A 19,657-nucleotide genomic window follows, 5' to 3' on the forward strand; every position below is an offset into this window, starting at 1 on the left:
GAACCGTATGAGAGCGGGGAAGGCCAAAGCGGGTCCCGCGATCGCGCGGACCCGGGCCGGGCGGCAGCAGCGGATCGTGGAGTTGTTGTCCGCCAACGCGGTGCGCAGTCAGAGCGAGCTGGCGGCCTTGCTGGCGGCCGAGGGCATCGAGACCACGCAGGCCACGCTGTCGCGCGATCTCGACGAACTGGGTGCGGTGAAACTGCGCGCCGCGGACGGCGGCGCGGGCATCTATGTGGTTCCGGAGGACGGCAGCCCGGTCCGTGGCGTCACGGGCGGCACCGACCGGCTGTCGAAACTCCTCGGCGATCTGCTGGTCTCCACCGACCACAGCGGCAACATCGCCGTGCTGCGCACCCCGCCGGGCGCCGCGCACTTCTTGGCCAGCGCCCTGGACCGCGCCTCTCTCCCCGAGGTGGTCGGCACCATCGCCGGTGACGACACCGTCGCCGTCATCGCCCGCGAACCGCTCACCGGCGCGGAGCTGGCCGCGAAGATCGAACAGCTGGCCTGACCCCGGTTATGCATGGGATTGCATCGTCATGCATAATCATTTGTCAGTGGCGGGAGCCGTCCGGGGAGGCGGCGGGCATGCAGACTTGGATACGCACGAAAACCTGAGGAGCTTACAGAAATGGCCGATCGCGTCGTACTCGCCTACTCCGGCGGGCTGGACACCTCCGTTGCCATCAGCTGGATCGGCAAGGAGACCGGGGCCGAGGTGGTCGCGGTCGCGATCGACCTGGGCCAGGGTGGCGAGGATATGGAGCTCGTGCGGCAGCGCGCGCTCGACTGCGGCGCCGTCGAGGCGATCGTGGTGGACGCCCGCGACGAGTTCGCCGACGAGTACTGCCTGCCGACCGTGCAGGCCAACGCCCTGTACATGGGCCGCTACCCGCTGGTGTCGGCGATCAGCCGCCCGCTGATCGTCAAGCATCTGGTGGAGGCCGCCGAGTACCACAACGCCTCCACCGTCGCGCACGGCTGCACCGGCAAGGGCAACGACCAGGTGCGCTTCGAGGTCGGCATCGGCGCGCTGGCGCCGGACCTGAATGTCATCGCACCCGTCCGCGACTACGCCTGGACCCGGGAGAAGGCCATCGCCTTCGCCGAGGAGAACAGCCTGCCGATCACGGTCACCAAGAAGTCGCCGTTCTCCATCGACCAGAACCTGTGGGGTCGCGCGGTCGAGACGGGCTTCCTCGAGGACCTGTGGAACGCGCCGACCAAGGACGTCTACGACTACACCGTGGATCCGACGGTCAACTTCGAGGCCCCCGACGAGCTGATCGTCACCTTCGACCGCGGCATCCCGGTGGCCATCGACGGCCGCCCCGTCAGCGTGCTCGAGGCCATCACCGAGCTGAACACGCGCGCGGGCCGGCAGGGCGTCGGGCGGCTGGACATGGTGGAGGACCGGCTGGTCGGCATCAAGAGCCGCGAGATCTACGAGGCGCCCGGCGCCATCGCGCTGATCGCCGCGCATCAGGAACTCGAGGCCGTCACCGTCGAGCGCGAGCTGGGCCGCTACAAGCGCCAGGTCGAGCAGCGCTGGGGCGAGCTGGTGTACGACGGCCTGTGGTTCTCGCCGCTCAAGCGCGCGCTGGACGCGTTCGTGCGCGACACCCAGGAGCACGTCTCCGGCCAGATCCGGATGGTCCTGCACGGCGGCAACGTCGTCGTCAACGGCCGCCGCAGCGAGGAATCCCTCTACGACTTCAACCTCGCCACCTACGACGAGGGCGACACCTTCGACCAGTCCCTGGCCAAGGGCTTCGTCCAGATCCACGGCCTCTCCTCCAAGGTCGCCGCCCGCCGAGACCTGAGCAAGAAGAAGTAGCGCCACCCGAGACCCGCGCGTGCACATTCCGATGATCGCGACACGAGGAGACGACGAGCGATGACGCAGGGCGGCAGCACCAATGAGGGGGCGCTGTGGGGTGGGCGATTTGCGTCCGGGCCGGCGGCGGCGATGGCCGCGCTGAGCAAGTCGACTCAGTTCGACTGGGTGCTGGCGCCCTATGACGTCCGGGCGTCGAAGGCGCATGCGCGGGTGCTGCACAAGGCCGGGCTGCTGTCCGACGGTGATCTCGCGGGCATGCTCGCCGGGTTGGACCGGCTCGCCGCGGACGTCGAGTCGGGTGCGTTCGGTCCGGCCGAATCCGACGAGGACGTGCACGGGGCGCTGGAGCGCGGGCTGATCGAGCGCGTCGGCACCGAACTCGGTGGGCGGCTGCGGGCGGGGCGGTCGCGCAACGACCAGGTGGCGACGCTGTTCCGGATGTGGCTGCGTGACGCGGTGCGCCGGGTCGCGGCCGGGGTGCTGGACGTGGTGGACGCGCTCGTGGCGCAGGCGGCCGCGCACCCGGACGCGGTCATGCCGGGCAAGACGCACCTGCAGGCCGCGCAGCCCGTGCTGCTCGCGCATCAACTGCTCGCCCATGCCCATCCGCTGCTGCGCGACGTCGACCGCCTGCGCGATTTCGACAAGCGAGCGGCCGTGTCGCCCTACGGCTCCGGCGCGCTGGCGGGGTCGTCGCTGGGCCTGGACCCGGAATCGATCGCCGCCGACCTGGATTTCGATGCGGCCGCGGCCAATTCGATCGACGCCACCTCGTCGCGGGACTTCGCCGCGGAGGCGGCGTTCGTGCTCGCCATGATCGCGGTGGACCTGTCCCGTATGGCCGAAGAGGTGATCATCTGGAGCACACCGGAATTCGGCTACATCACGCTGGCCGACGCGTGGTCCACCGGGTCGTCGATCATGCCGCAGAAGAAGAATCCGGACGTGTCGGAGCTGACTCGCGGCAAGGCCGGTCGCCTGATCGGCAACCTCACCGGCCTGCTCGCCACGCTGAAGGCGCAGCCGCTGGCCTACAACCGGGACCTGCAGGAAGACAAGGAGCCCCTGTTCGATTCGGTCGCCCAGCTCGAGCTGCTGCTGCCCGCCATCGCGGGCCTGATGTCGACCCTGACCTTCCACACCGACCGCATGGCCGAACTGGCCCCCGCCGGTTACACCCTGGCCACCGACATCGCCGAATGGCTGGTGCGCCAAGGTGTTCCGTTCCGCGTGGCGCACGAGGCCGCCGGCGGCTGTGTCCGCGCCGCCGAGGCCCGCGGCGTGGGACTGGACGAACTCACCGACGAGGAGTTCGCGGCCGTCGACCCCGCCCTCACCCCGAAGGTGCGCGAGGTCCTCACCGTCCAGGGCTCCATCGCCTCGCGCAACGCCCGCGGCGGCACGGCGGGCGAGCAGGTGGCCCGGCAACTGGAGGAAGTCCGCACCACCACCGCCACCGCCCGCGCCTGGCTGTCCTGACAGGCGCGCCGGTTATCCTGCGGCCATGACCTTCCTGCTGCTGGTGCTGGCCATCGCGTCCGAGGTGACGGCCACGGTGTCGTTGAAATTGTCCGAGGGGTTCAGCAAACTGACGCCCTCGATCGTGGTGGTGGTCGGGTATGCGGGCGCGTTCTTCTTCTTGTCGCAGGCATTGAAGCGGGGGATGTCCATCGGCGTCGCGTATGGGGTGTGGTCGGCCATCGGGGTGGCGGCCGTGGCCACCATCGGGGCGTTGTTCCTCGACGAAGGCCTGACCCCGGTGCAGATCGGCGGGATCGGGCTGGTGATTCTCGGCGTGCTCGCCCTGGAACTGGGCGCCGCGCACTGATCGCTCAATCTTGTACGCGCACCGGGTATCCCGCGGTTTCCAGAGCGTCCAGCACGTCGTCGCGGTGGGTGGCGCCGCGGGTCTCCAGGGTGAGCAGCACCTCGACCTCGTCGATGGCCAGCCAGGCCCCGGTGCGCGAGTGCACGACATCGAGCACGCTCGCCCCGGTGTCGCCGACCGCGGCCAGGAGCCTGCCCAGGCTCCCGGGACGATCCGAAATTGTCACGCGCACAGCAAGATAACGCCCGGCCGCGCTCAGCCCGTGCCCGATGAGCCGGGTGAGCAACAGCGGATCCACATTGCCGCCGGACAGTATCGCGCACACCGGGCCGCGCAGATCCAGTTCGTCGGCGCGGCTCATCAGCGCGGCGACCGCGGCGGCCCCGGCCGGTTCGACGATCAGTTTGGCGCGCTCCATGCACAGCAGCAGCGCGCTCGACAGCGCGTCCTCGTCGACGGTCACGATCGACACCCGATCGGCGACGTGCGCGAACGGCACCTCGCCGGGCAGGCCTACCGCGATTCCGTCGGCCATGGTCGACATCCGTTCCAGCGCAACGGGTTTACCCGCTGCCAGCGACTCCGGCCAGGCCGCCGCCTGCGCGGCCTGCACGCCGATCACGCGGACCTCGGGGGCCAGGTGGCGCAGCGCGACGACCACCCCGGCGAGCAGCCCGCCGCCACCGGTCGGCACGACGACGGTGCCCACCTCCGGCAACTGCTCCAGGATCTCCAGCGCCACGGTGGCCTGGCCCGCGACGATATCGGGGTGGTCGAAGGGATGGATCAACGTCGCGCCGGTCTGTTCCGCGAAATCCATTGCCGCGGTGAGGGATCGGTCGATGCTGTCGCCGACCTGGTGCACGGTGGCGCCGTAGGCCCGGGTGGCGGCCAACTTCGGCAGCGAGGCGCCGATGGGCATGAACACCGTCGAGTCGATGCCGAGCGTGGTCGCGGACCAGGCGACGCCCTGCGCGTGGTTACCGGCGCTGGCCGCCACCACGCCGCGCCGCCGGTCGGCCGCGGGCAGATTCGCGATCCGGTGGTAGGCGCCGCGCGGCTTGAACGAGCCCGTGCGCTGCAGGTTTTCGCATTTCAGCCGCACCTCGAGGCCGGTCCGCTCCGACAGCACCCGGGAGGCCACGAGCGGCGTGCGCCGGATGACCGGCGCCAGTTGCTTCGCCGCCGCCTCGATGTGGTCCAACCCGATGGATTCCATGGCCGACATGCTGCCAGACGATTGCCGATCGTTTCGTGATCGTCACATCGGCGACCGCTGCCGAAAACACCGCCGCCATACCGTCACGACATGCCTCCACGACGACGCTCGGCGTTACTCGCGAAGCTGGTGGTCGACGAACCGGGCCGGCCGCAGATCATCCTCGGTGAACTGCGACGGGTGATTCTCGACGGCGCGGTGCCGCCGGGCACCGTGATCCCGCTGCGCGAGGTGGCCGAACTGTTCGACGTCAGCCACATCCCGGTCCGCGAGGCGCTGAAGATACTCATCGGTGAGGGCCTCGTCGCGCACCAACCGCATTCGGGATACACGGTGGCACAGCTGACCGCGAGCGAACTGCGCGAGATGTACCTGGTCCGCCAGGCATTGGAGGAGGCGTCGCTGGCCGCGGCCGTCAGCCACGCCACCTCCGTGGATCGAGCCGCGCTGCTGGAGGTGAACGCGGCGCTGGAACAGGCCATCCGCGACGACGATCCGGTCGGCTACCACCGCCGGTCTCGTCAGTTCCACCTCGCCCTGTCCCGGCCCTCCCGCATGTTCCGGCTGCTGCATCTGCTCGAATCCGCCTGGAACATCACCGAACCCGTGCAGTCGATGGTGCATGTGTCGCGGGCCGACCGCGTGCGGCTGCACACCGACCACGCGCTGATGCTGGACGCCTTCCTCGCCCAGGATGTGCAGCGACTACTCACTGTCGCGCAACGCCACCACTCCCGGCTCGAGTCGGTACTGGCGACACTGCCCACCGACACCGGCCTCCTCGCACCACCGGACGGCGTCTCGTTCGCATGGCCTTAGCGCGACGGCATTCCCCCGGGCACTATTCGACCTCGACGCTCTCGACCACCCCGAGCACCCCGGACAACCAAGGCGTATAACGCTGCGGATCGGCGACCATGGCGTCGGCGAGGTCGCTCGGCCACACCCAGGCGTAGTCGGCGATCTCCGCCGGATCGGGACGCGGGGGCGCGCCGTCGAACCGGCCGACCAGCACGTGATCCCATTCGTGCTCGACGCGGCCGGTGCCGGGATCGGCCGCCCGGTAGGTAAACGTGCCCACCTCGGACAGCGTGCTGTAGATCCCCAGCTCCTCCACGAGCCGCTCCGCCGCGGCATCGGCCAGGTCGCTGCCCGGCGCCGGATGGCCGCAGCAGGTATTGGTCCACAACAGCGGGAATCGGGTCTTGACCGCGGCGCGCTGCTGCAGAAGCACCCGCCCGTCGGCATCGAACAACAACACCGAGAATGCGCGGTGCAGGCGGCCCGGCGCGGCGTGCGCCTGGGCCACCGGGCACGCGCCGACCGCGCGGCCCTGTTCGTCCACCAGTTCGACGGGCAGGGCCTCGCGGTCGATCGTCGAGTCGATGGTCACCTACCTACCTTATCCGCGGCGATCAGCAAATACTGGAAACTTCCCTCCCGATAGGCGGTGAGGAACGGCTTCTCCACACCGGTGGCCAGCTCGGAATGGGTGCGCAGATCCCAGTAGGGGATGGTGGCCGGGGTCAGATCGGTGACGCCGACCGGGACCAGGCCGTTCGCGGCCAAGGCCCGGAAGTACTCGCCGCGCGGGTGGATCATGCAGCCGTAGTGGGCGTCGATCCAGCTCACCGAGGACGACTTGCCGCCCGTTACGTCGTTGGAGCAGCCGGTGATGCAGACATAGCGCCCGCCCGGTTCCAGCAGGCGCGCGAATTCACCGAACAGATCGTGCAGATCGACGTACATGGTCGTCTCGTTGGTCCAGATCCCGCGCTTGCTGCCCGAGTCGAAGCCGGTCTCGAGCATGTTCTTGAAGTGGAACTGCACCATGTCGGCGACGCCGCGCTTGCGGGCCTGATCGTTGGCGAAGCCGACCTGGTACTCCGAGATCGTCACGCCGTCCACCCGGCAACCGAAGCGCTGGTTGGCCATGATGCTGGTGCCACCGCGCCCGCAGCCGGCATCGAGCAGCCGATCGCCGGGGCGGACGTCACCGAGATGGTCGAGCAGCAGGTCGGCCTGGGCGGTTTCGAGCCGGTGCAGTTCGCGCACGATCCGGTCCTGCCGGGTGTCGTCCGGCCCCTCCAGCACCGACCAGTCCGGCTCGCCGATCCCGTAGTGGTGGTGGTAGAGCCCGTCGACGTCACCGAGTTTGATGTTGACCCGGTCGTCGTTGGGGTTGTTGTTCCAATATTCGGCGACCGAGCGCTGGTAACTGCTGTGCAGGACACCATCGGTCTCGCGGTCGAGCATCGTCATCGCAGATCATCCTCTCGAACCTGGTAGTGCCGGGTCGTGCGCGAATGAGATATCGAAATACGGTTTCGTCAGCTCTGGTCGTGATAGCGGCGGCTGTCGGCGTGCCAGGCGCGGTTGCCGCCCATCCAGCCCCACAGGCCGCCCAGGAAGCGCCGCAGTTGGGGGGTGGCCGCGGCGGCTAGCACCGCCGCCTCCCCTTCGAAGCGGTGCACCAGTTCGTCGTGGATCTCGGCCGTGCGCCGCACCGCCTCCCGGCGCGGGCAGTTCTCTTCCGCAGCAAGCACTGTCGGCAGATTGAACTCCCGGCCGTTCGACAGATCCTCGCGGGCCATCGAGTACAGGTCGTTGACCATCTGCGCGGCCAGTGCGGCCGTGGTGACCACGCGGCGGACGCGGGGATCGGTGTACTCCGGCGCGCTCAGCTCGTAGCCGCCGAGCACGTCGATCGGGGCCATGCATGGCAGGAAGCTGTGCGGTTGCCGGTTGGCCAGGTACTCCCACACCGGTGGCATCCGCCCGGCCGTCCGCCAGCCCGCCTCCGCGCCGAGCGCGATGAACCAGCCCCCGATCTCGGTGCGCAGCCGCGCCAGCTGCGCCGGCGTGGCGTAGTGCGACAGGTGCTCGAACGAGGTGCGGAATGCGCGCAGAATCGGATCGGCTTGCAGCGCGCGCTCCAACCGCTCCTGATACTCCGCCGGTAGGTGCACCGGATCTATTGCGGCCGCGGCCATTTCGAGTCGCGGCCCCAGCTCCGCCGCGGCGCTGGACGGGCTGCCGTCGGGGGCGCGGTCGTCGGCGTCCTCCTCACAGTAGTAGTCGTCTACCGACCATTCCGACACCGCGCATTTGGCGGCGGCGAGCAGCCGGTCCGGGTCGTCGCAGTCCGGATGCGCGAGCATGATCAGCCGCCCGAAATCGGCCTTGCGCAGCTCGTCCAGATTGCCCTCGTACAGGCCGATGCTCTCGGCCCACACCAGGATTCCCTCGTTCACCGCCGTGGCGAGCGCCGGATTGTCGCGCAGCGGCGGCGGGCAGTACAGCGGCGGGATATCGCGGGCCTCCGCCGTCGGACCCGTGCCTTCGGCGGACGGCCCGGCGTCCGCAGGAGCGTGCGCCGGTGTCGCCGTCCGGTGCCCGAATCGGGTGAGATCCGTGTGCCCCGACAGCAGGCGACTCAGCGGGGACTCGCCCGGCTCGCCCGCAGGCTCCGGCGGGCCGGAGCCGAGCGGGCGCTCGCCGTCGTCCGCGTCGCGCCGCGGCCGTAATAGCAGGCCGGACGCGCCGAGCCCGGTGGGCCCCAAGAGGCGATGCGGTGTGACGGCGTCGACCATGTCCGCGAATGGTGACGAAACCGACTGGGGCTCAGGGCTTTCCGAGGGGCTTTCCGGGTTGTCCGGCAGCGGTAACACGGCCGGGGGAGCGTGGTCCAGATTGGTCAGAAGCTTGGCGACGACCGCGGCCAGCTCGCCGGTGGCAGGCGGGGCCGCGGCGCGTGACAGCACCGACATGGCTGCTCACTCCCGTCAGTCGTGCCGGGCGACGAGGACATTGTCGAGGATCCCCAGCGCGTCGGGCACCAGCACGGCCGCCGAGTAGTAGCAGCTGACCAGGTACGAGATGATCGACTGGTCGTCGATGCCCTTGAAGCGCACGTTGAGACTCGGCTCGTATTCGTCGGGGATGCCGGTCTGGTGCAGGCCGATCACGCCCTGTTCCTTCTCGCCGGTGCGCATGGCCAGGATCGAGGTGGTGTGTTTGTCGCTCACCGGGATCTTGCCGCACGGATAGATGGGCACGCCGCGCCAGGCCGGGAGGCGGTTGCCGTCGATCTCGACCGGGTCCGGATAGATGCCGCGACGGGTGCATTCGCGCCCGAACGCCGCGATCGCTTTCGGGTGTGCCAGAAAGAATTTCGTGCTGCGCCGCATGCTCAGCAACTCGTCCATGTCGTCGGGGGTGGGGCCGCCCGACTCGGTGTAGATGCGCTGTTTGAGATCGCAGTTGTGCAGCAGGCCGAAGTCGGGGTTGTTGACCAGGTCGTGTTCGCGGCGCTCCCGCAGGGCCTCGATGGTCAGCCGCAGCTGCTGTTCGATCTGGTTGTGCGGCTCGTTGAACAGGTCCGCGACGCGGGTGTGCACGCGCAGCACGCTCTGTGCCAGGCCCAGCTCGTACTCGCGCGGGGCGGCGTCGTAGTCGACGAAGGTGCCCTCGAGCAGCGGCTCGCCCGCGTGCCCGGAGGAGATCTCGATATTCGCCTCGCCGTGGTTGTTCTGGGGTCGCGACGGCGCCGACGCGAAGCGCGACAGCTGCTCGCTCAGCGCCGGTATCTCGTCGCGGGTGCGCTCGAACGCGGCGCGGGGGAGCGCGAGCAGGGTGGTGCGGGTGACGGTGGTGAGCGTGACCGGCCAGATGGCGTCGTCGTCGGTGAGCACGTCCTCGCCGAAATACGAACCGCTGCCGAGGATGCCGACCCGCGTGGTCTCGCCGTACTCGCCGGTGCCGAGCTTGCTCAGCTTGCCGTGCACGATGAGCAGGAGCTGGTCGATGGGGTTGCCGAATTCGGCGACGACCGTGCCCGGCTCCAGGTCGCGCTGCTCGAACTGCCGGGCGAGCGCGCCGAGCGCCTCCTCGTCGTCGAAACCGCGCAGCGGCGGCAGTTCCTGCAACTCCAGGGGAATGACCCGGGCCTGGCCGCCGTCGACGGCGAATTCGACCTCGCCGTTGCCGACGGTGTGGGTCAGGCGGCGGTTGACGCGGTAGATGCCGCCGTGCACCTGGACCCAGGGCAGCATGCGGGTCAGCCAGCGGGAACTGATGCCCTGCATCTGCGGTTCGGATTTGGTGGTGTGCGCGAGTTGGTGTGCGGCACCGGTGGACAGGCTCTTCTGCACGTGGTTCTCGGTCTGTGCCGGCAGTTCGATGGTCATGCTGCGGTCCTCACCTCGTAATTGCCACGGCGACGGCGACGGCGCCGGTGGTGGAGACAGGTCGATACGGCAGGCCGGGGGCCTGCTCAACTTGACACTCGAGCGAAACTAAATGCGCGACAGCGCGTTTCCAGCGAATCGATAGTAAGTCCCGGCACCGACAGGATGTGGCGGAATTCGCGAACCGAGGTGAAAAACCTTGTGCCATAACGATTGGTGATCGCTCGGCCGTCCGTTCAGCTGTTCGGCGCGTCGGCGGCGAATGCCCTCGGCGCGTCGGGGGCGGTACGTGCCGCCGCGTGCGGAGACAGGACGAGGAGTCGCCGGTGGGCATCGCAACGAACCGGCGAACCGCTCGTAACGAACGGGCGAACCGCTCGTTGCCGGATGCGTCCGGTCCGATGCCCGCGAAGTAGGCTGATGATGTGGCAAGCTCATCTGGACGCGCAGGGGTCTGTGACGGGCGTCACGTGCAGGGCGAGGGCTGGGAGTTTCCGTGAGGTTCGATACGAGGTTCGTCGCGCGGTCGGTGCAGCGGTTGGTGGCGACGGCGCAGAACGGGCTCGAGGTGATCCGCTTCGGGGGGCTGGCGCACGACGTGGAGTCGTCGCCGTACGAGGTCACCGAGCGCAAGCGCATGTACCGGCTGCGGCACTACTTCCCCGACGACACCACCCCCGGCCGTCCCGTGGCGCTGCTGGTGCCGCCGCTGATGGTCAATGCCGACATCTACGACGTGAATGCCGAGGGCGGCGCCGTCGGCATCCTGCAGCGCGCCGGAATCGATTGCTGGGTCATCGATTTCGGGTCGCCCGCCAGCGAGGAGGGCGGCTGGCAGCGCGACCTGGCCGACCACGTGCTGGCCCTGGACAGCGCCATCGACACGGTCAACGAGCTGACCGGCCACGGCGTGCACCTGATGGGTTATTCGCAGGGCGGCATGTTCGCCTACCAGACCGCCGCCTACCGCTACGGCAAGGGCGTGGAGAGCATCGTCACCTTCGGCAGCCCCGTCGACATCGTGGCGGGCCTGCCGTTCGGGCTGCCGCACGGGCTGGTGTCCGACGTCGCCGATTTCGTCGCCGACCACGTCCTCACCCGGCTGCCCATCACCGACTCCATGGTGCGCCTGGGCTTCCAGATGCTGGACCCGGTGAAGACGGCCAAGGCCCGCATCGATTTCCTGCGCCAGCTGCACGACCGGGAGGCGCTGCTGCCCAAGGAGCGCCAGCGCCGGTTCCTCGAGCACGACGGTTGGGTCGGCTACTCCGGTCCGGCCGCCGCCGACCTGCTCAAGCAGTTCGTGACGCACAACCGGATGATGCTGGGCGGCTTCGTGATTCGCGACCATCCGGTGTCGCTGGCCGAGCTGCGGTGCCCGATCCTGGCCTTCGTCGGCGAGGTGGACGACATCGGCCAGCCCGCCGCGGTGCGCGGCGTCCTGCGCGCCGCGCCGAACGCCGACGTCTACGAGGCCACGCTGGTCGCCGGGCATTTCGGCCTGGTGGCCGGGTCGACGGCGACCACCCAGACCTGGCCGCTGGTGCGGGACTGGGTGAGCTGGCTCAGCGGCCGCGGCGACCTGCCCGACCAGATCGCGCCGATGTACGAGCACGCCGCCGTCAACCGCCCGCGCTCGGCGGCGACCCGCGTGGTGCACACCGCCGCCGGGCTCGCCGAGGCCGGCGCCGGACTGGGCGCGGCGCTCGGCAGCATCGCCGGCAGCACCCTGCGCGGCTCGATGGAATTGACCGGCGAGGCGGCGCGGGCACTGCCGCGGCTGACCCGCCTGGGCATGATCCAGCCGCACACCCGGATCTCGCTGGGGCGGTTGCTCGCCGAGCAGGCGCGCCGGGCGCCGCTGCGCGACCTGTTCCTCTTCGACGACCGCGTGCACACCAACGCCGCGGTCAACGTGCGCATCGACAATGTGGTGCGCGGCCTGATCTCGGTCGGCGTGCGGCCGGGCACTCGGGTCGGCGTGCTGATGGAGACCAGGCCGAGCGCGCTGGCCGCGGTGGCGGCGCTGTCGCGGCTGGGCGCGGTGGCCGTGCTGCTCGCGCCCGGCAGCGAGTTACGGCGTGCGGTCGAGGTGACCGGCGCCAAGACGATCCTCGCCGATCCGGAGAATCTGCGCGCGGCCACCGACACCGGCGCCCGGGTGCTGGTGCTCGGCGGCGGGGACGCGCGCGGCCTGGATGTGCCGCCGGGGTGCGAGGTCACCGATCTCGAGCAGATCGACCCGTCGCGGGTGGTGCTGCCCGGCTGGTTCCGCCCGAATCCGGGGCTCGCGCGGGAGCTGGCGTTCGTCCTGGTGACGGGTACCGGCGACAAGCTGGACATCAAGTACATCACCAACCACCGGTGGGCGGTGTCGGCGTTCGGCACGGCCGGTTCGGCCGATCTGGACCGCGGCGACACGGTGTATTGCCTGGCGCCGCTGCATCATTCGTCGGGGTTGCTGGTGAGTCTGGGCGGTGCGGTGGCCGGTGGCAGCCGGATCGCGCTGGCCCGCTCGCTGGATCCGGCGCGGTTCGCCGAGGAGGTGCACCGATACGGCGTCACCGTCGTCACCTACACCTGGACGATGCTGCGCGACATCCTCGATGCCGACACCTTCCCCAACGGTCATTCGCATCCGATCCGGCTGTTCATCGGTTCCGGCATGCCGGCCGGGCTGTGGCGGCGGACCACCGAGAGATTCGCTCCCGCACGGGTTCTCGAGTTCTATGCGTCCATCGAGGGAGATGTGGTGCTGGCCAACGTGGCGGGCGCCAAGATCGGCAGCAAGGGCCGCCCGGTGCCCGGCGCCGCGCGGGTGGAGCTGGTCTGCTACGACCCCGAGACGGACGAGATCCGCACCGACGCACAGGGTTTCGCGCGCCGCGCCGCCGACAACGAGGTGGGCCTGCTGATCGGGAAGGCGGCCGACACGGCCGACATCTCGCGCGGTGGCCTGCGCGGCGTGTTCACGCCCGGCGACGCCTGGGTGCCGACGGAGAACCTGTTCCGGCGCGACCGCGACGGCGACTACTGGTTGATGGATCGCCGCGACACGGTCATCACTACCGCCCGCGGGCCGGTCTTCACCCAGCCCATCGTGGACACCCTCAACGACATCGCCGCGGTGGATCTGGAGGTGGCTTTCGGGTTGCGCGCCGGAACGGGTGCGTCCGAGCGCATGCTGGCCGTGGCCGCCGTCAGTGTCCGCCGCGGCTACCACCTGGTACCCAAGGACGTCACGGAGTGCCTGCGCGCGCTGGACCCCGCCCAGCGCCCCGACCTCGTCTTCGTGGTCGACGAGATCCCCCGCAGCTCCACCTACCGCCCCTCCACCCGCGCGGTCCAAGCCGCCGTCCGCCTGGAGCCGGGGGAGAACACCTGGTGGTACGACCGCGCCACCGAAACCTACGAGGTGCTCACCCCCGAGGCGTTGGAAACCCTGCTCGCCTGAGGGGCGGAGGAAATCGGTCGATCTCCATGCGCCAGCATGAAGGTGTGGACGAGACCATGACAAAGCTGGGCGTAGCGGGAAGGTCGATTCGCCTCGCCACCGACGAGGAACTGCCGCTACTGCAAGACATCGAGGAGGCGGCGGGGCGGCCGTTCGCGGAGATCGGCATGACGGCCGTGGCCGAGGACGAGGCGCCGTCGACGGGGTATCTGCGCACGTTCGTCACGGATGGCCGGGCGTGGGTGTATCCCGACGCCGCCGACCGTCCGATCGCCTATCTGATCGCCGACATCATCGACGGCAACGCCCACATCGAGCAGGTCTCGGTGCGCCCGGAGCACGCGGGCCGCCGCATCGGCCGAGCGCTCATCGAACATCTGGCGGCGTGGGCGGCCGAACGCGCCCTGCCCGCCCTCACCCTGACCACATTCACCGAAGTCCCCTGGAACGCCCCGTATTACGAACGTCTCGGCTTCCGCCGCCTCGCCGCCGACGAGGAAACCCCCGGCCTGCGCGCCCTACGCGCCGCCGAGGCGGACCACGGCCTGGACCGTTGGCCCCGCTGCTGCATGCGCCGCGACCTCCCCGCCTGACGGCGCCGGCGTCAGACCTGGAACGCCGTGACCGCCTCGATCACCCGAGCGACCTGTGCGTCGCTGAGGCCCGGCCAGAGCGGGAGACGGATGAGGGTGCTGGAGAATTCGGCGGTGCGCGTGCACGGGTGCGGGGTGCGGCCGAGTTTCAGCCCGGCGGGGCTGGAGTCCAGCGGGACGTAATGGAACGGGGCCGAGATGCCCTGTGCGCGTAGGTGATCGATGAGATCGTCGCGCCGCCGCTCGGTCGGCGTGCGCAGGTAGTACAGGTGTGCGGTGTGCTCACGGTCGGACGGCACCTCCATCAGGCGCACATCGTTGCGAGCGGCCCAGTCCGGCAGTCCGGCGGCGTAGGCGTTCCACACCCGGAACCGGCCCGCCTGGATCCGGTCGAACTCCGCCAGTTGCGCGTCCAGTACCGCCGCGTTCAGTTCGCTGGGCAGATAGCTGGATCCGATGTCCTGCCAGGAGTACTTGTCGACGGCGCCGCGCAGGAACCGGGCCCGGTCGGTGCCCTTCTCCCGGATGATCTCCGCGCGTCCCATCAGGATCTCGTCGGTGAGCAGCACCGCGCCGCCCTCGCCGCAGTGCACGTTCTTGGTGTCGTGGAAGCTGAGCGCGCCCGCGGTGCCGATGCTGCCCAGCGGCCGCCCGCGCCAGGTGCCGCCGAGCCCGTGCGCGTTGTCCTCGACGATGGCCAGTCCGTGCGCGTCGGCCAGCGCGAGCAACCGGTCCATCTCCGCCGCCACGCCGCCGTAATGGATGACCACGATCGCCTTGGTGCGCGCGGTGATCGCCGCGGCCACCGAATCGGCGTCCAGATTGCCGCGCTCATCGATATCGGCGAAGACGCACACGGCCCCGCGCAATGCCATCGCGGTCGCGGTCGAGGTGAACGCGAAGCTGGGCACGATCACCTCGTCGTCGGGCCCCAGCTCGAGCAGCAGCCCGGCCATCTCCAGCGCGTGCGTGCACGACGTGGTCAGCAGCGCGTGCGGAGCCCCGGTGATCGTCTTCAGCTTCGCGGTGGCCGCCGCGGTGAACGGGCCGTCGCCGTGGCTCTGGTCCGACGACAGCACGGCCTCGAGATTGGCCAGTTCCTGGGCGGCCCGGTAGGGCCGGCTGAAGATGATGCGGTCAGTGCTCACCCGGGTCGTTCCCCCCGATCGCTGCGGTCGTGGACAGGGCCGGCGCGCGATGCTCGGCGGTGCCGGCGTCCGGGCGCGGTGTGGGCGAATCTACCGTCAGGTAAAGGGGTTTGCCCACCAGCACGTGCAGCGCCACGCCCAGATACTCGGCGATGAGACCGAGCGAGAACAGGATCGCCCCCGAAACCAGCAGCAGCACAACGATGGTCGAGGCCCAGCCCTCGGGGTTGTCGCCGGGCCCGAAGACCGCCTGCGACACGATGATCACCGCGTACACCAGCCCGGCCAGCGCCAGCGTGACACCCAGCATGCTGACCAGCCGCAGCCCGCGAGTCCCGCTGCACAGCACCATCTTCCAGAACAGCGAGAACAGCCGCCGGTAGTTGTAGCCGGACTCCTCCCGCCCCTCCGACCGCAGCACCACCGGCGCCTGCGCCGCGTTGTCGACCACCCAGGTCAGCGCCACGTCCAGGTACACGCCGTTGGAGGCGACCTCGGCGAGCTGACGCCCGATGTCGCCGCGGATCAGCCGGTAGCTCTCGAACCGGGTGGAATCGGGGAAGGCGAATACCGTGGCGAGCACCAGTTTCGCCCCGCGCGAGGTGAGATTGCGGAGGAATCCGTGCGGCCGGGTGTTGGTCGGCTTGGAGTAGACCAGGTCCGCGCGCTGCGCCAGCGCCGTATCGATGAACGAGCCGATGAAGCCGGGATCGTGCTGGCCGTCCTCGTCCATGGTGACGATCCACTCGCCGCGCGCGGCCGCCATGCCGGCGATGGTGGCGGCGTCCTGGCCGAAGTTGCGGCTCAGCCAGACCACCCGCACCCGCTCGTAGTCGCTGTCCAGCTGCCGCAGCACCACATCCGAGCGATCCGGCCCGTGATCGTGGACGAGCACGATCTCCGTGACGGTGAAGGTCGCTCCGGCGGGAGTGGTGGTGGGCTCGGCCAACTGGTGCAATTCGGCGACCAGTCCGGCGATGGTCTCCTCGCCCCGGTACACCGGTACGACGACCGAGACCGCGTGCGCCCGGCCGGGGTGACCGTTGGACCGCGCCGGTTCGGTAGCGGCAGAGGGAATCGGCATCAGCTGGTTCGACTTTCGGGGACGACGGTGCGCGCCGGAACTCCTCGTTTCAGTACAGAGCCCGAATCGCGGTGAACTCTAACACGCAGCGTGGTGCGGTCTCCGGTGCGGCGAGGCATCCCGACATCATCGCCCCCGAACAGGTTCATGCCAACCGTTACGCCGCCCTGTAGGGTCTGGAACTCGTGGTGCAAAGTGCAGTGTCGACGGCGCCGGCCGAACCCTCTGCGGCGGCAGAACCTTCCGTGGCTCCGGAATCGGCCCCGAGCGGCAGATCGCGCCGGGATATCTACCGCTGGGGAACGGTCACCGCGGTCGGCGTGATTCTCGGTTATGTGGCGGTGCTGCTGGCCGATGCCCGCCACTTCTTCACCGACGACACCGAATCCCAATACACCCCGCTGTGGGTGATGCTCGGCCGCTATCTGCGCGAGGGCAAGCTCCCGGTGCTGATACCCGAGCAGTGGATGACCGGGAACTACACGATGGAGGAGGCGGGGCTGTTCAACCCGCCGCAGCTGCTGATCGATCTGATCGCGCCCTCGGTCGACAATCTCGCGGTCTACGCCACGGTGGTGAAGCTGATCTTCGCGATCATCGCCGCGCTCGGCGTGTACCGGGTGTGCCTGGCCTACGGTGGCCGGCCGCAGTGGGCGGCGGTGGCCGGTGTGGCCTTCCCGCTGACGGGGTGGTTCCTGTTCTTCGACCAGGCCAGCTGGATGACCTCGCTGACCGGCACGGCGTGGATGGTGCACGCGTGGGCGTCGGCGGTGCGGTACGCGCGGGGCCGGGGCGGGCCGATTCCTGTTTTCGTGTTCCTGTATCTGGCGATCTCCGTCGAATATGTGTTCCCGGCGGTGGAATCGGCGCTGATGCTCGTGGCGGTGGCCGTCGGCGAGATCGTGTACCAGCGCAAGTGGCGGCCGGTCGCGCGGCTGACGGCGGTCGCGGTGTGCGCGGGCCTGGCGGGGCTGCTGACCTACCTGCCGAGCATGCTGTCGGCGAAGGTGAGCTGGCGCGGCACTTCTCAGATCAACAACGACCAGTTCCTCACGGTGCCCTGGTCGGAATCGCTGAACGCGAGCCTGCCCTCGGCGGTGCCCGCGCTCAACTCGTGGTGGGGCTACATCCAGCCGCTGCCGATGACCTATATCGCCTGGTTCCTGATCCCGGCGCTGGCGTTCATCGACTGGGGCCGGGCGCGGGCGGCGTGGCGCGAGTTGACGGCGGTGGCGCTGTTCGCGGTCATGTTCCTGATGTGGGCGGCCGGGCCGGGCACCGTGGGTCCGCTGCGCTGGCCCGCCCGGGTGCTGCCGATGCTGGCGCTGGGTCTGCTGGTGCTGGTGTGCGTGCTGCTGGGCCGCTTCGGCACCACGTCGAATTGGCGTAATCGCGCGGTCGCGGGCGCCGTGCTGATCGGGCTGCTGTGGGTGCGGACGTTCTCGGCGCATCCGCACGCCGTGCTGTGGCATGTGCTGTCCGCGGTGGTGGTGGCCGCGGTGGGCGCCGCCGTGGTCTGGCTGGCGCGCAGCCGCGGTACGGCCGCCGCCGCGCTGCTGACCATGGTCGCCATGTTCCCCATCGCCTACGCCCAGGTGGAGAGCGTCCAGCCGAATCCGATGAGCTGGCACCTGCCGACCAACCGCTCCGACGCGAAGGCGGCGTTCCCGAAGTTCGACGGCATCACGCTGCAACTCGGCGACCGCGGCCTGCTGCAGCCGGGGGACCGGACGCTGGACGGCGCGTACGGCTCGCTGGCGTTCGGCAACTACGCCAAGGACGTCGAGCAGCACTACGTCAACGGCTACACCCCGAACGGGCACTACTGGTTCGGCGAGATGCTGTGCATGCGTTGGGATTCCAGTGTCTGCCCCGACGCCTACCGGCGGCTGTTCACGCCCGAGCCGAGCACCGGGCGCACCGTCGCGGACCTGATGAAGCTGGACCGGGTCGTGCTGCAGAAGGCCATGTTCCCCGATGTGGGCAATCAGCCCCCGCCCGAGGGCTGGACGTGGGTGGACGCTCCCGGGCACGAGAAGTACATCTGGGTGCTCGAACGGGCCGGCGGGCCGGTCTCCACGGTGAACGGCCGCGTCGCCGACGCGCACGAGGTCACCGCCACCTCCCTGTCCGAGTCCGAGACCTCCAGCGAGGTGCGGGTGTCCTCGGCGGCGGGCGGGCGCGTGGTGTTCGCGCGGCTGGGCTGGCCGGGGTATCGGGTGACGCTGAACGGCAAGCAGATCCCGTTCACGACCGTCGCGAAATCCTTTGTGGCCGTGGATATCCCGTCTGGCACCGAGAACGCGGTACTGGACGTGACCTGGCGACCGCCGGGCTGGAAGATCGGCATCGGCACCGCGGTGCTGGGGCTGCTCGGCCTGGGTGTGCTCCAATGGCTCTACCTGCGGTCGCGGCGACGGGACGAGCCCGGCGCACCGACGACTGCCGGTTCCCCACGGGCGGAAGCGCTTCCGTGAGCATGACGGGCTCGGAAGGACGCGGACAGGTGTCGCAGCTGCTGCCCGAGGGTGATCCGGGTCTGCCGCGTCGTCCGAAGTCCGGCACGCCCTCTGGCGACGACGGTTCGAGCCCGGAGGCGCACGGGCAGCCGCACTCGTCCGGTGCGCAGACGCTCGCGCCCGGACTGCTGCTGCGGCTGATCCGGCGCCAGGAGATCGCCTTCGCGGCCGTCGGTGGCGTCAACACGCTGCTGGGCATGGTGCTCACCGTGGTGTGGCTGAAGGTGCTGCCCGACAGCTGGCCGCCCGCGACGGCCGTGGCGCTGGCCTACTGCATCACCATCGTGTTCGCCTTCGTCGCGCATCGGACGCTGGTGTTCCGGGTGCGCGGGCACGCGCTGCGCGACTTCGTCCGGTTCGTGCTGGTGAATTCCGGTGGGATGCTGCTGAACATGGCCGGTGTGCAACTGGCGGTCGGTGTCCTGGACCTGCCGGAGACGCCGGCGACCGTGGTGGTGATGGGTCTGGTGGCGGTCGCGAGCTTCTTCGGGCACCGGCACTTCTCGTTCCGGCGGCCACGGCGCGGCCCCGCGTCGTCCGCCGGGTAGGTTGTCGATCATGCCGGAGGAAACCTTGGACCCCACCCTGCTGAGCCTGCTCGCCTGCCCGCAGGACAAGGGGCCGCTGTCGCTGGTCCACGATCGCGACGGCAACACCGTGCTGTACAACCCGCGCCTGCGGCGCGCCTACCCCGTCGACAACGGCATCCCGGTGCTGCTCGTCGACGAGGCGCGCGAGGCGAGTGCCGAAGAGCACGAGGCCTTTTCGGCCCAGCGCTGA

Annotated in this window: 17 protein-coding genes; 10 read left to right on the forward strand and 7 right to left on the reverse strand. The window is 69.7% G+C overall.

From position 1 onward, the window contains the following. Nucleotides 1-7 precede the first annotated feature (7 nt). The 4 genes from QH470_RS19640 (at nt 8) to QH470_RS19655 (ending at nt 3,671) form a co-directional block, all read left to right on the forward strand. Nucleotides 8-514: an arginine repressor gene (locus QH470_RS19640; RefSeq protein ID WP_280273850.1), complete on the forward strand. Its 507-nt coding sequence runs from the start codon at nt 8-10 to the stop codon at nt 512-514. 120 nt (nt 515-634) lie between these two features. Beyond that, the gene (locus QH470_RS19645; protein ID WP_280273851.1) at nt 635-1,840 is read left to right on the forward strand and encodes an argininosuccinate synthase; all 1,206 of its coding nucleotides are present in this window, start codon (nt 635-637) and stop codon (nt 1,838-1,840) included. 60 nt (nt 1,841-1,900) lie between these two features. Beyond that, nucleotides 1,901-3,322: an argininosuccinate lyase gene (gene argH / locus QH470_RS19650; RefSeq protein ID WP_280273852.1), complete on the forward strand. Its 1,422-nt coding sequence runs from the start codon at nt 1,901-1,903 to the stop codon at nt 3,320-3,322. A 25-nt stretch (nt 3,323-3,347) separates the two neighbouring features. Beyond that, complete coding sequence (locus QH470_RS19655; protein WP_280273853.1) at nt 3,348-3,671, forward strand: DMT family transporter; 324 nt, start codon at nt 3,348-3,350, stop codon at nt 3,669-3,671. A 4-nt stretch (nt 3,672-3,675) separates the two neighbouring features. On the opposite strand, the gene ilvA is transcribed toward QH470_RS19655, so the two are convergent. Continuing rightward, nucleotides 3,676-4,899 (reverse strand): threonine ammonia-lyase, encoded by a 1,224-nt coding sequence (gene ilvA / locus QH470_RS19660; protein WP_280273854.1) that lies wholly within the window; start codon nt 4,897-4,899, stop codon nt 3,676-3,678. An 81-nt stretch (nt 4,900-4,980) separates the two neighbouring features. Here ilvA and QH470_RS19665 point away from each other — a divergent pair, with 81 nt between their 5' ends. Beyond that, nucleotides 4,981-5,709, forward strand: a complete 729-nt coding sequence (locus QH470_RS19665) for a GntR family transcriptional regulator (protein WP_280273855.1) — start codon at nt 4,981-4,983, stop codon at nt 5,707-5,709. A gap of 22 nt (nt 5,710-5,731) precedes the next feature. Here QH470_RS19665 and idi read toward each other — a convergent pair whose 3' ends face one another. The 4 genes from idi to QH470_RS19685 form a co-directional block, all read right to left on the reverse strand. Continuing rightward, complete coding sequence (idi, locus tag QH470_RS19670; RefSeq protein WP_280273856.1) at nt 5,732-6,283, reverse strand: isopentenyl-diphosphate Delta-isomerase; 552 nt, start codon at nt 6,281-6,283, stop codon at nt 5,732-5,734. Next, on the reverse strand, nt 6,280-7,152 hold the full coding sequence (locus tag QH470_RS19675; RefSeq protein WP_280273857.1) for a geranyl diphosphate 2-C-methyltransferase: 873 nt from the start codon (nt 7,150-7,152) through the stop codon (nt 6,280-6,282). The genes idi and QH470_RS19675 overlap by 4 nt, the downstream gene beginning before the upstream one ends. Nucleotides 7,153-7,220: 68 nt before the next feature. Then, nucleotides 7,221-8,660, reverse strand: a complete 1,440-nt coding sequence (locus QH470_RS19680; RefSeq protein ID WP_280273858.1) for a family 2 encapsulin nanocompartment cargo protein terpene cyclase — start codon at nt 8,658-8,660, stop codon at nt 7,221-7,223. 15 nt (nt 8,661-8,675) lie between these two features. After that, on the reverse strand, nt 8,676-10,079 hold the full coding sequence (locus QH470_RS19685; RefSeq protein WP_280273859.1) for a family 2B encapsulin nanocompartment shell protein: 1,404 nt from the start codon (nt 10,077-10,079) through the stop codon (nt 8,676-8,678). 496 nt (nt 10,080-10,575) lie between these two features. On the opposite strand from QH470_RS19685, the gene QH470_RS19690 reads away from it, so the two are divergent. Both QH470_RS19690 and QH470_RS19695 read left to right on the forward strand, forming a co-directional pair. Continuing rightward, nucleotides 10,576-13,533, forward strand: a complete 2,958-nt coding sequence (locus tag QH470_RS19690) for an AMP-binding protein (RefSeq protein ID WP_280273860.1) — start codon at nt 10,576-10,578, stop codon at nt 13,531-13,533. Between the two features lie 44 nt (nt 13,534-13,577). Beyond that, nucleotides 13,578-14,126 (forward strand): GNAT family N-acetyltransferase, encoded by a 549-nt coding sequence (locus tag QH470_RS19695; RefSeq protein WP_280273861.1) that lies wholly within the window; start codon nt 13,578-13,580, stop codon nt 14,124-14,126. A gap of 11 nt (nt 14,127-14,137) precedes the next feature. Here the strand turns inward: QH470_RS19695 and rffA are convergent, their stop codons facing one another. Together rffA and QH470_RS19705 are read right to left on the reverse strand one after the other, a co-directional pair. After that, entirely contained in the window at nt 14,138-15,274 is a 1,137-nt protein-coding gene (gene rffA, locus QH470_RS19700; RefSeq protein ID WP_280273862.1) for a dTDP-4-amino-4,6-dideoxygalactose transaminase, read from the reverse strand. Next, nucleotides 15,264-16,358 (reverse strand): glycosyltransferase, encoded by a 1,095-nt coding sequence (locus QH470_RS19705; protein WP_280273863.1) that lies wholly within the window; start codon nt 16,356-16,358, stop codon nt 15,264-15,266. The genes rffA and QH470_RS19705 overlap by 11 nt, the downstream gene beginning before the upstream one ends. A gap of 245 nt (nt 16,359-16,603) precedes the next feature. Here QH470_RS19705 and QH470_RS19710 point away from each other — a divergent pair, with 245 nt between their 5' ends. The 3 genes from QH470_RS19710 to QH470_RS19720 are packed head-to-tail and all read left to right on the forward strand — an operon-like array spanning nt 16,604 to nt 19,657. Further along, on the forward strand, nt 16,604-18,835 hold the full coding sequence (locus QH470_RS19710; RefSeq protein ID WP_342228453.1) for a hypothetical protein: 2,232 nt from the start codon (nt 16,604-16,606) through the stop codon (nt 18,833-18,835). A 29-nt stretch (nt 18,836-18,864) separates the two neighbouring features. Further along, on the forward strand, nt 18,865-19,425 hold the full coding sequence (locus QH470_RS19715; protein WP_342228454.1) for a GtrA family protein: 561 nt from the start codon (nt 18,865-18,867) through the stop codon (nt 19,423-19,425). Between the two features lie 10 nt (nt 19,426-19,435). Beyond that, nucleotides 19,436-19,657, forward strand: a complete 222-nt coding sequence (locus QH470_RS19720; RefSeq protein WP_280273864.1) for a Trm112 family protein — start codon at nt 19,436-19,438, stop codon at nt 19,655-19,657.

The organism is Nocardia wallacei (assembly GCF_029868745.1).
Taxonomy (GTDB): domain Bacteria; phylum Actinomycetota; class Actinomycetes; order Mycobacteriales; family Mycobacteriaceae; genus Nocardia; species Nocardia wallacei_B.

What these genes read in the sequence shown, in the direction of transcription:
- QH470_RS19720 (WP_280273864.1), top strand. Translation starts at nt 19,436, where the DNA reads ATGCCGGAGGAAACCTTGGACCCCACCCTGCTGAGCCTGCTCGCCTGC.
- QH470_RS19640 (WP_280273850.1), top strand. Translation starts at nt 8, where the DNA reads ATGAGAGCGGGGAAGGCCAAAGCGGGTCCCGCGATCGCGCGGACCCGG.
- QH470_RS19705 (WP_280273863.1), bottom strand. Translation starts at nt 16,358, where the DNA reads ATGCCGATTCCCTCTGCCGCTACCGAACCGGCGCGGTCCAACGGTCAC.
- QH470_RS19665 (WP_280273855.1), top strand. Translation starts at nt 4,981, where the DNA reads ATGCCTCCACGACGACGCTCGGCGTTACTCGCGAAGCTGGTGGTCGAC.
- QH470_RS19680 (WP_280273858.1), bottom strand. Translation starts at nt 8,660, where the DNA reads ATGTCGGTGCTGTCACGCGCCGCGGCCCCGCCTGCCACCGGCGAGCTG.
- argH (WP_280273852.1), top strand. Translation starts at nt 1,901, where the DNA reads ATGACGCAGGGCGGCAGCACCAATGAGGGGGCGCTGTGGGGTGGGCGA.
- QH470_RS19655 (WP_280273853.1), top strand. Translation starts at nt 3,348, where the DNA reads ATGACCTTCCTGCTGCTGGTGCTGGCCATCGCGTCCGAGGTGACGGCC.
- ilvA (WP_280273854.1), bottom strand. Translation starts at nt 4,899, where the DNA reads ATGTCGGCCATGGAATCCATCGGGTTGGACCACATCGAGGCGGCGGCG.
- QH470_RS19675 (WP_280273857.1), bottom strand. Translation starts at nt 7,152, where the DNA reads ATGACGATGCTCGACCGCGAGACCGATGGTGTCCTGCACAGCAGTTAC.
- QH470_RS19685 (WP_280273859.1), bottom strand. Translation starts at nt 10,079, where the DNA reads ATGACCATCGAACTGCCGGCACAGACCGAGAACCACGTGCAGAAGAGC.
- QH470_RS19645 (WP_280273851.1), top strand. Translation starts at nt 635, where the DNA reads ATGGCCGATCGCGTCGTACTCGCCTACTCCGGCGGGCTGGACACCTCC.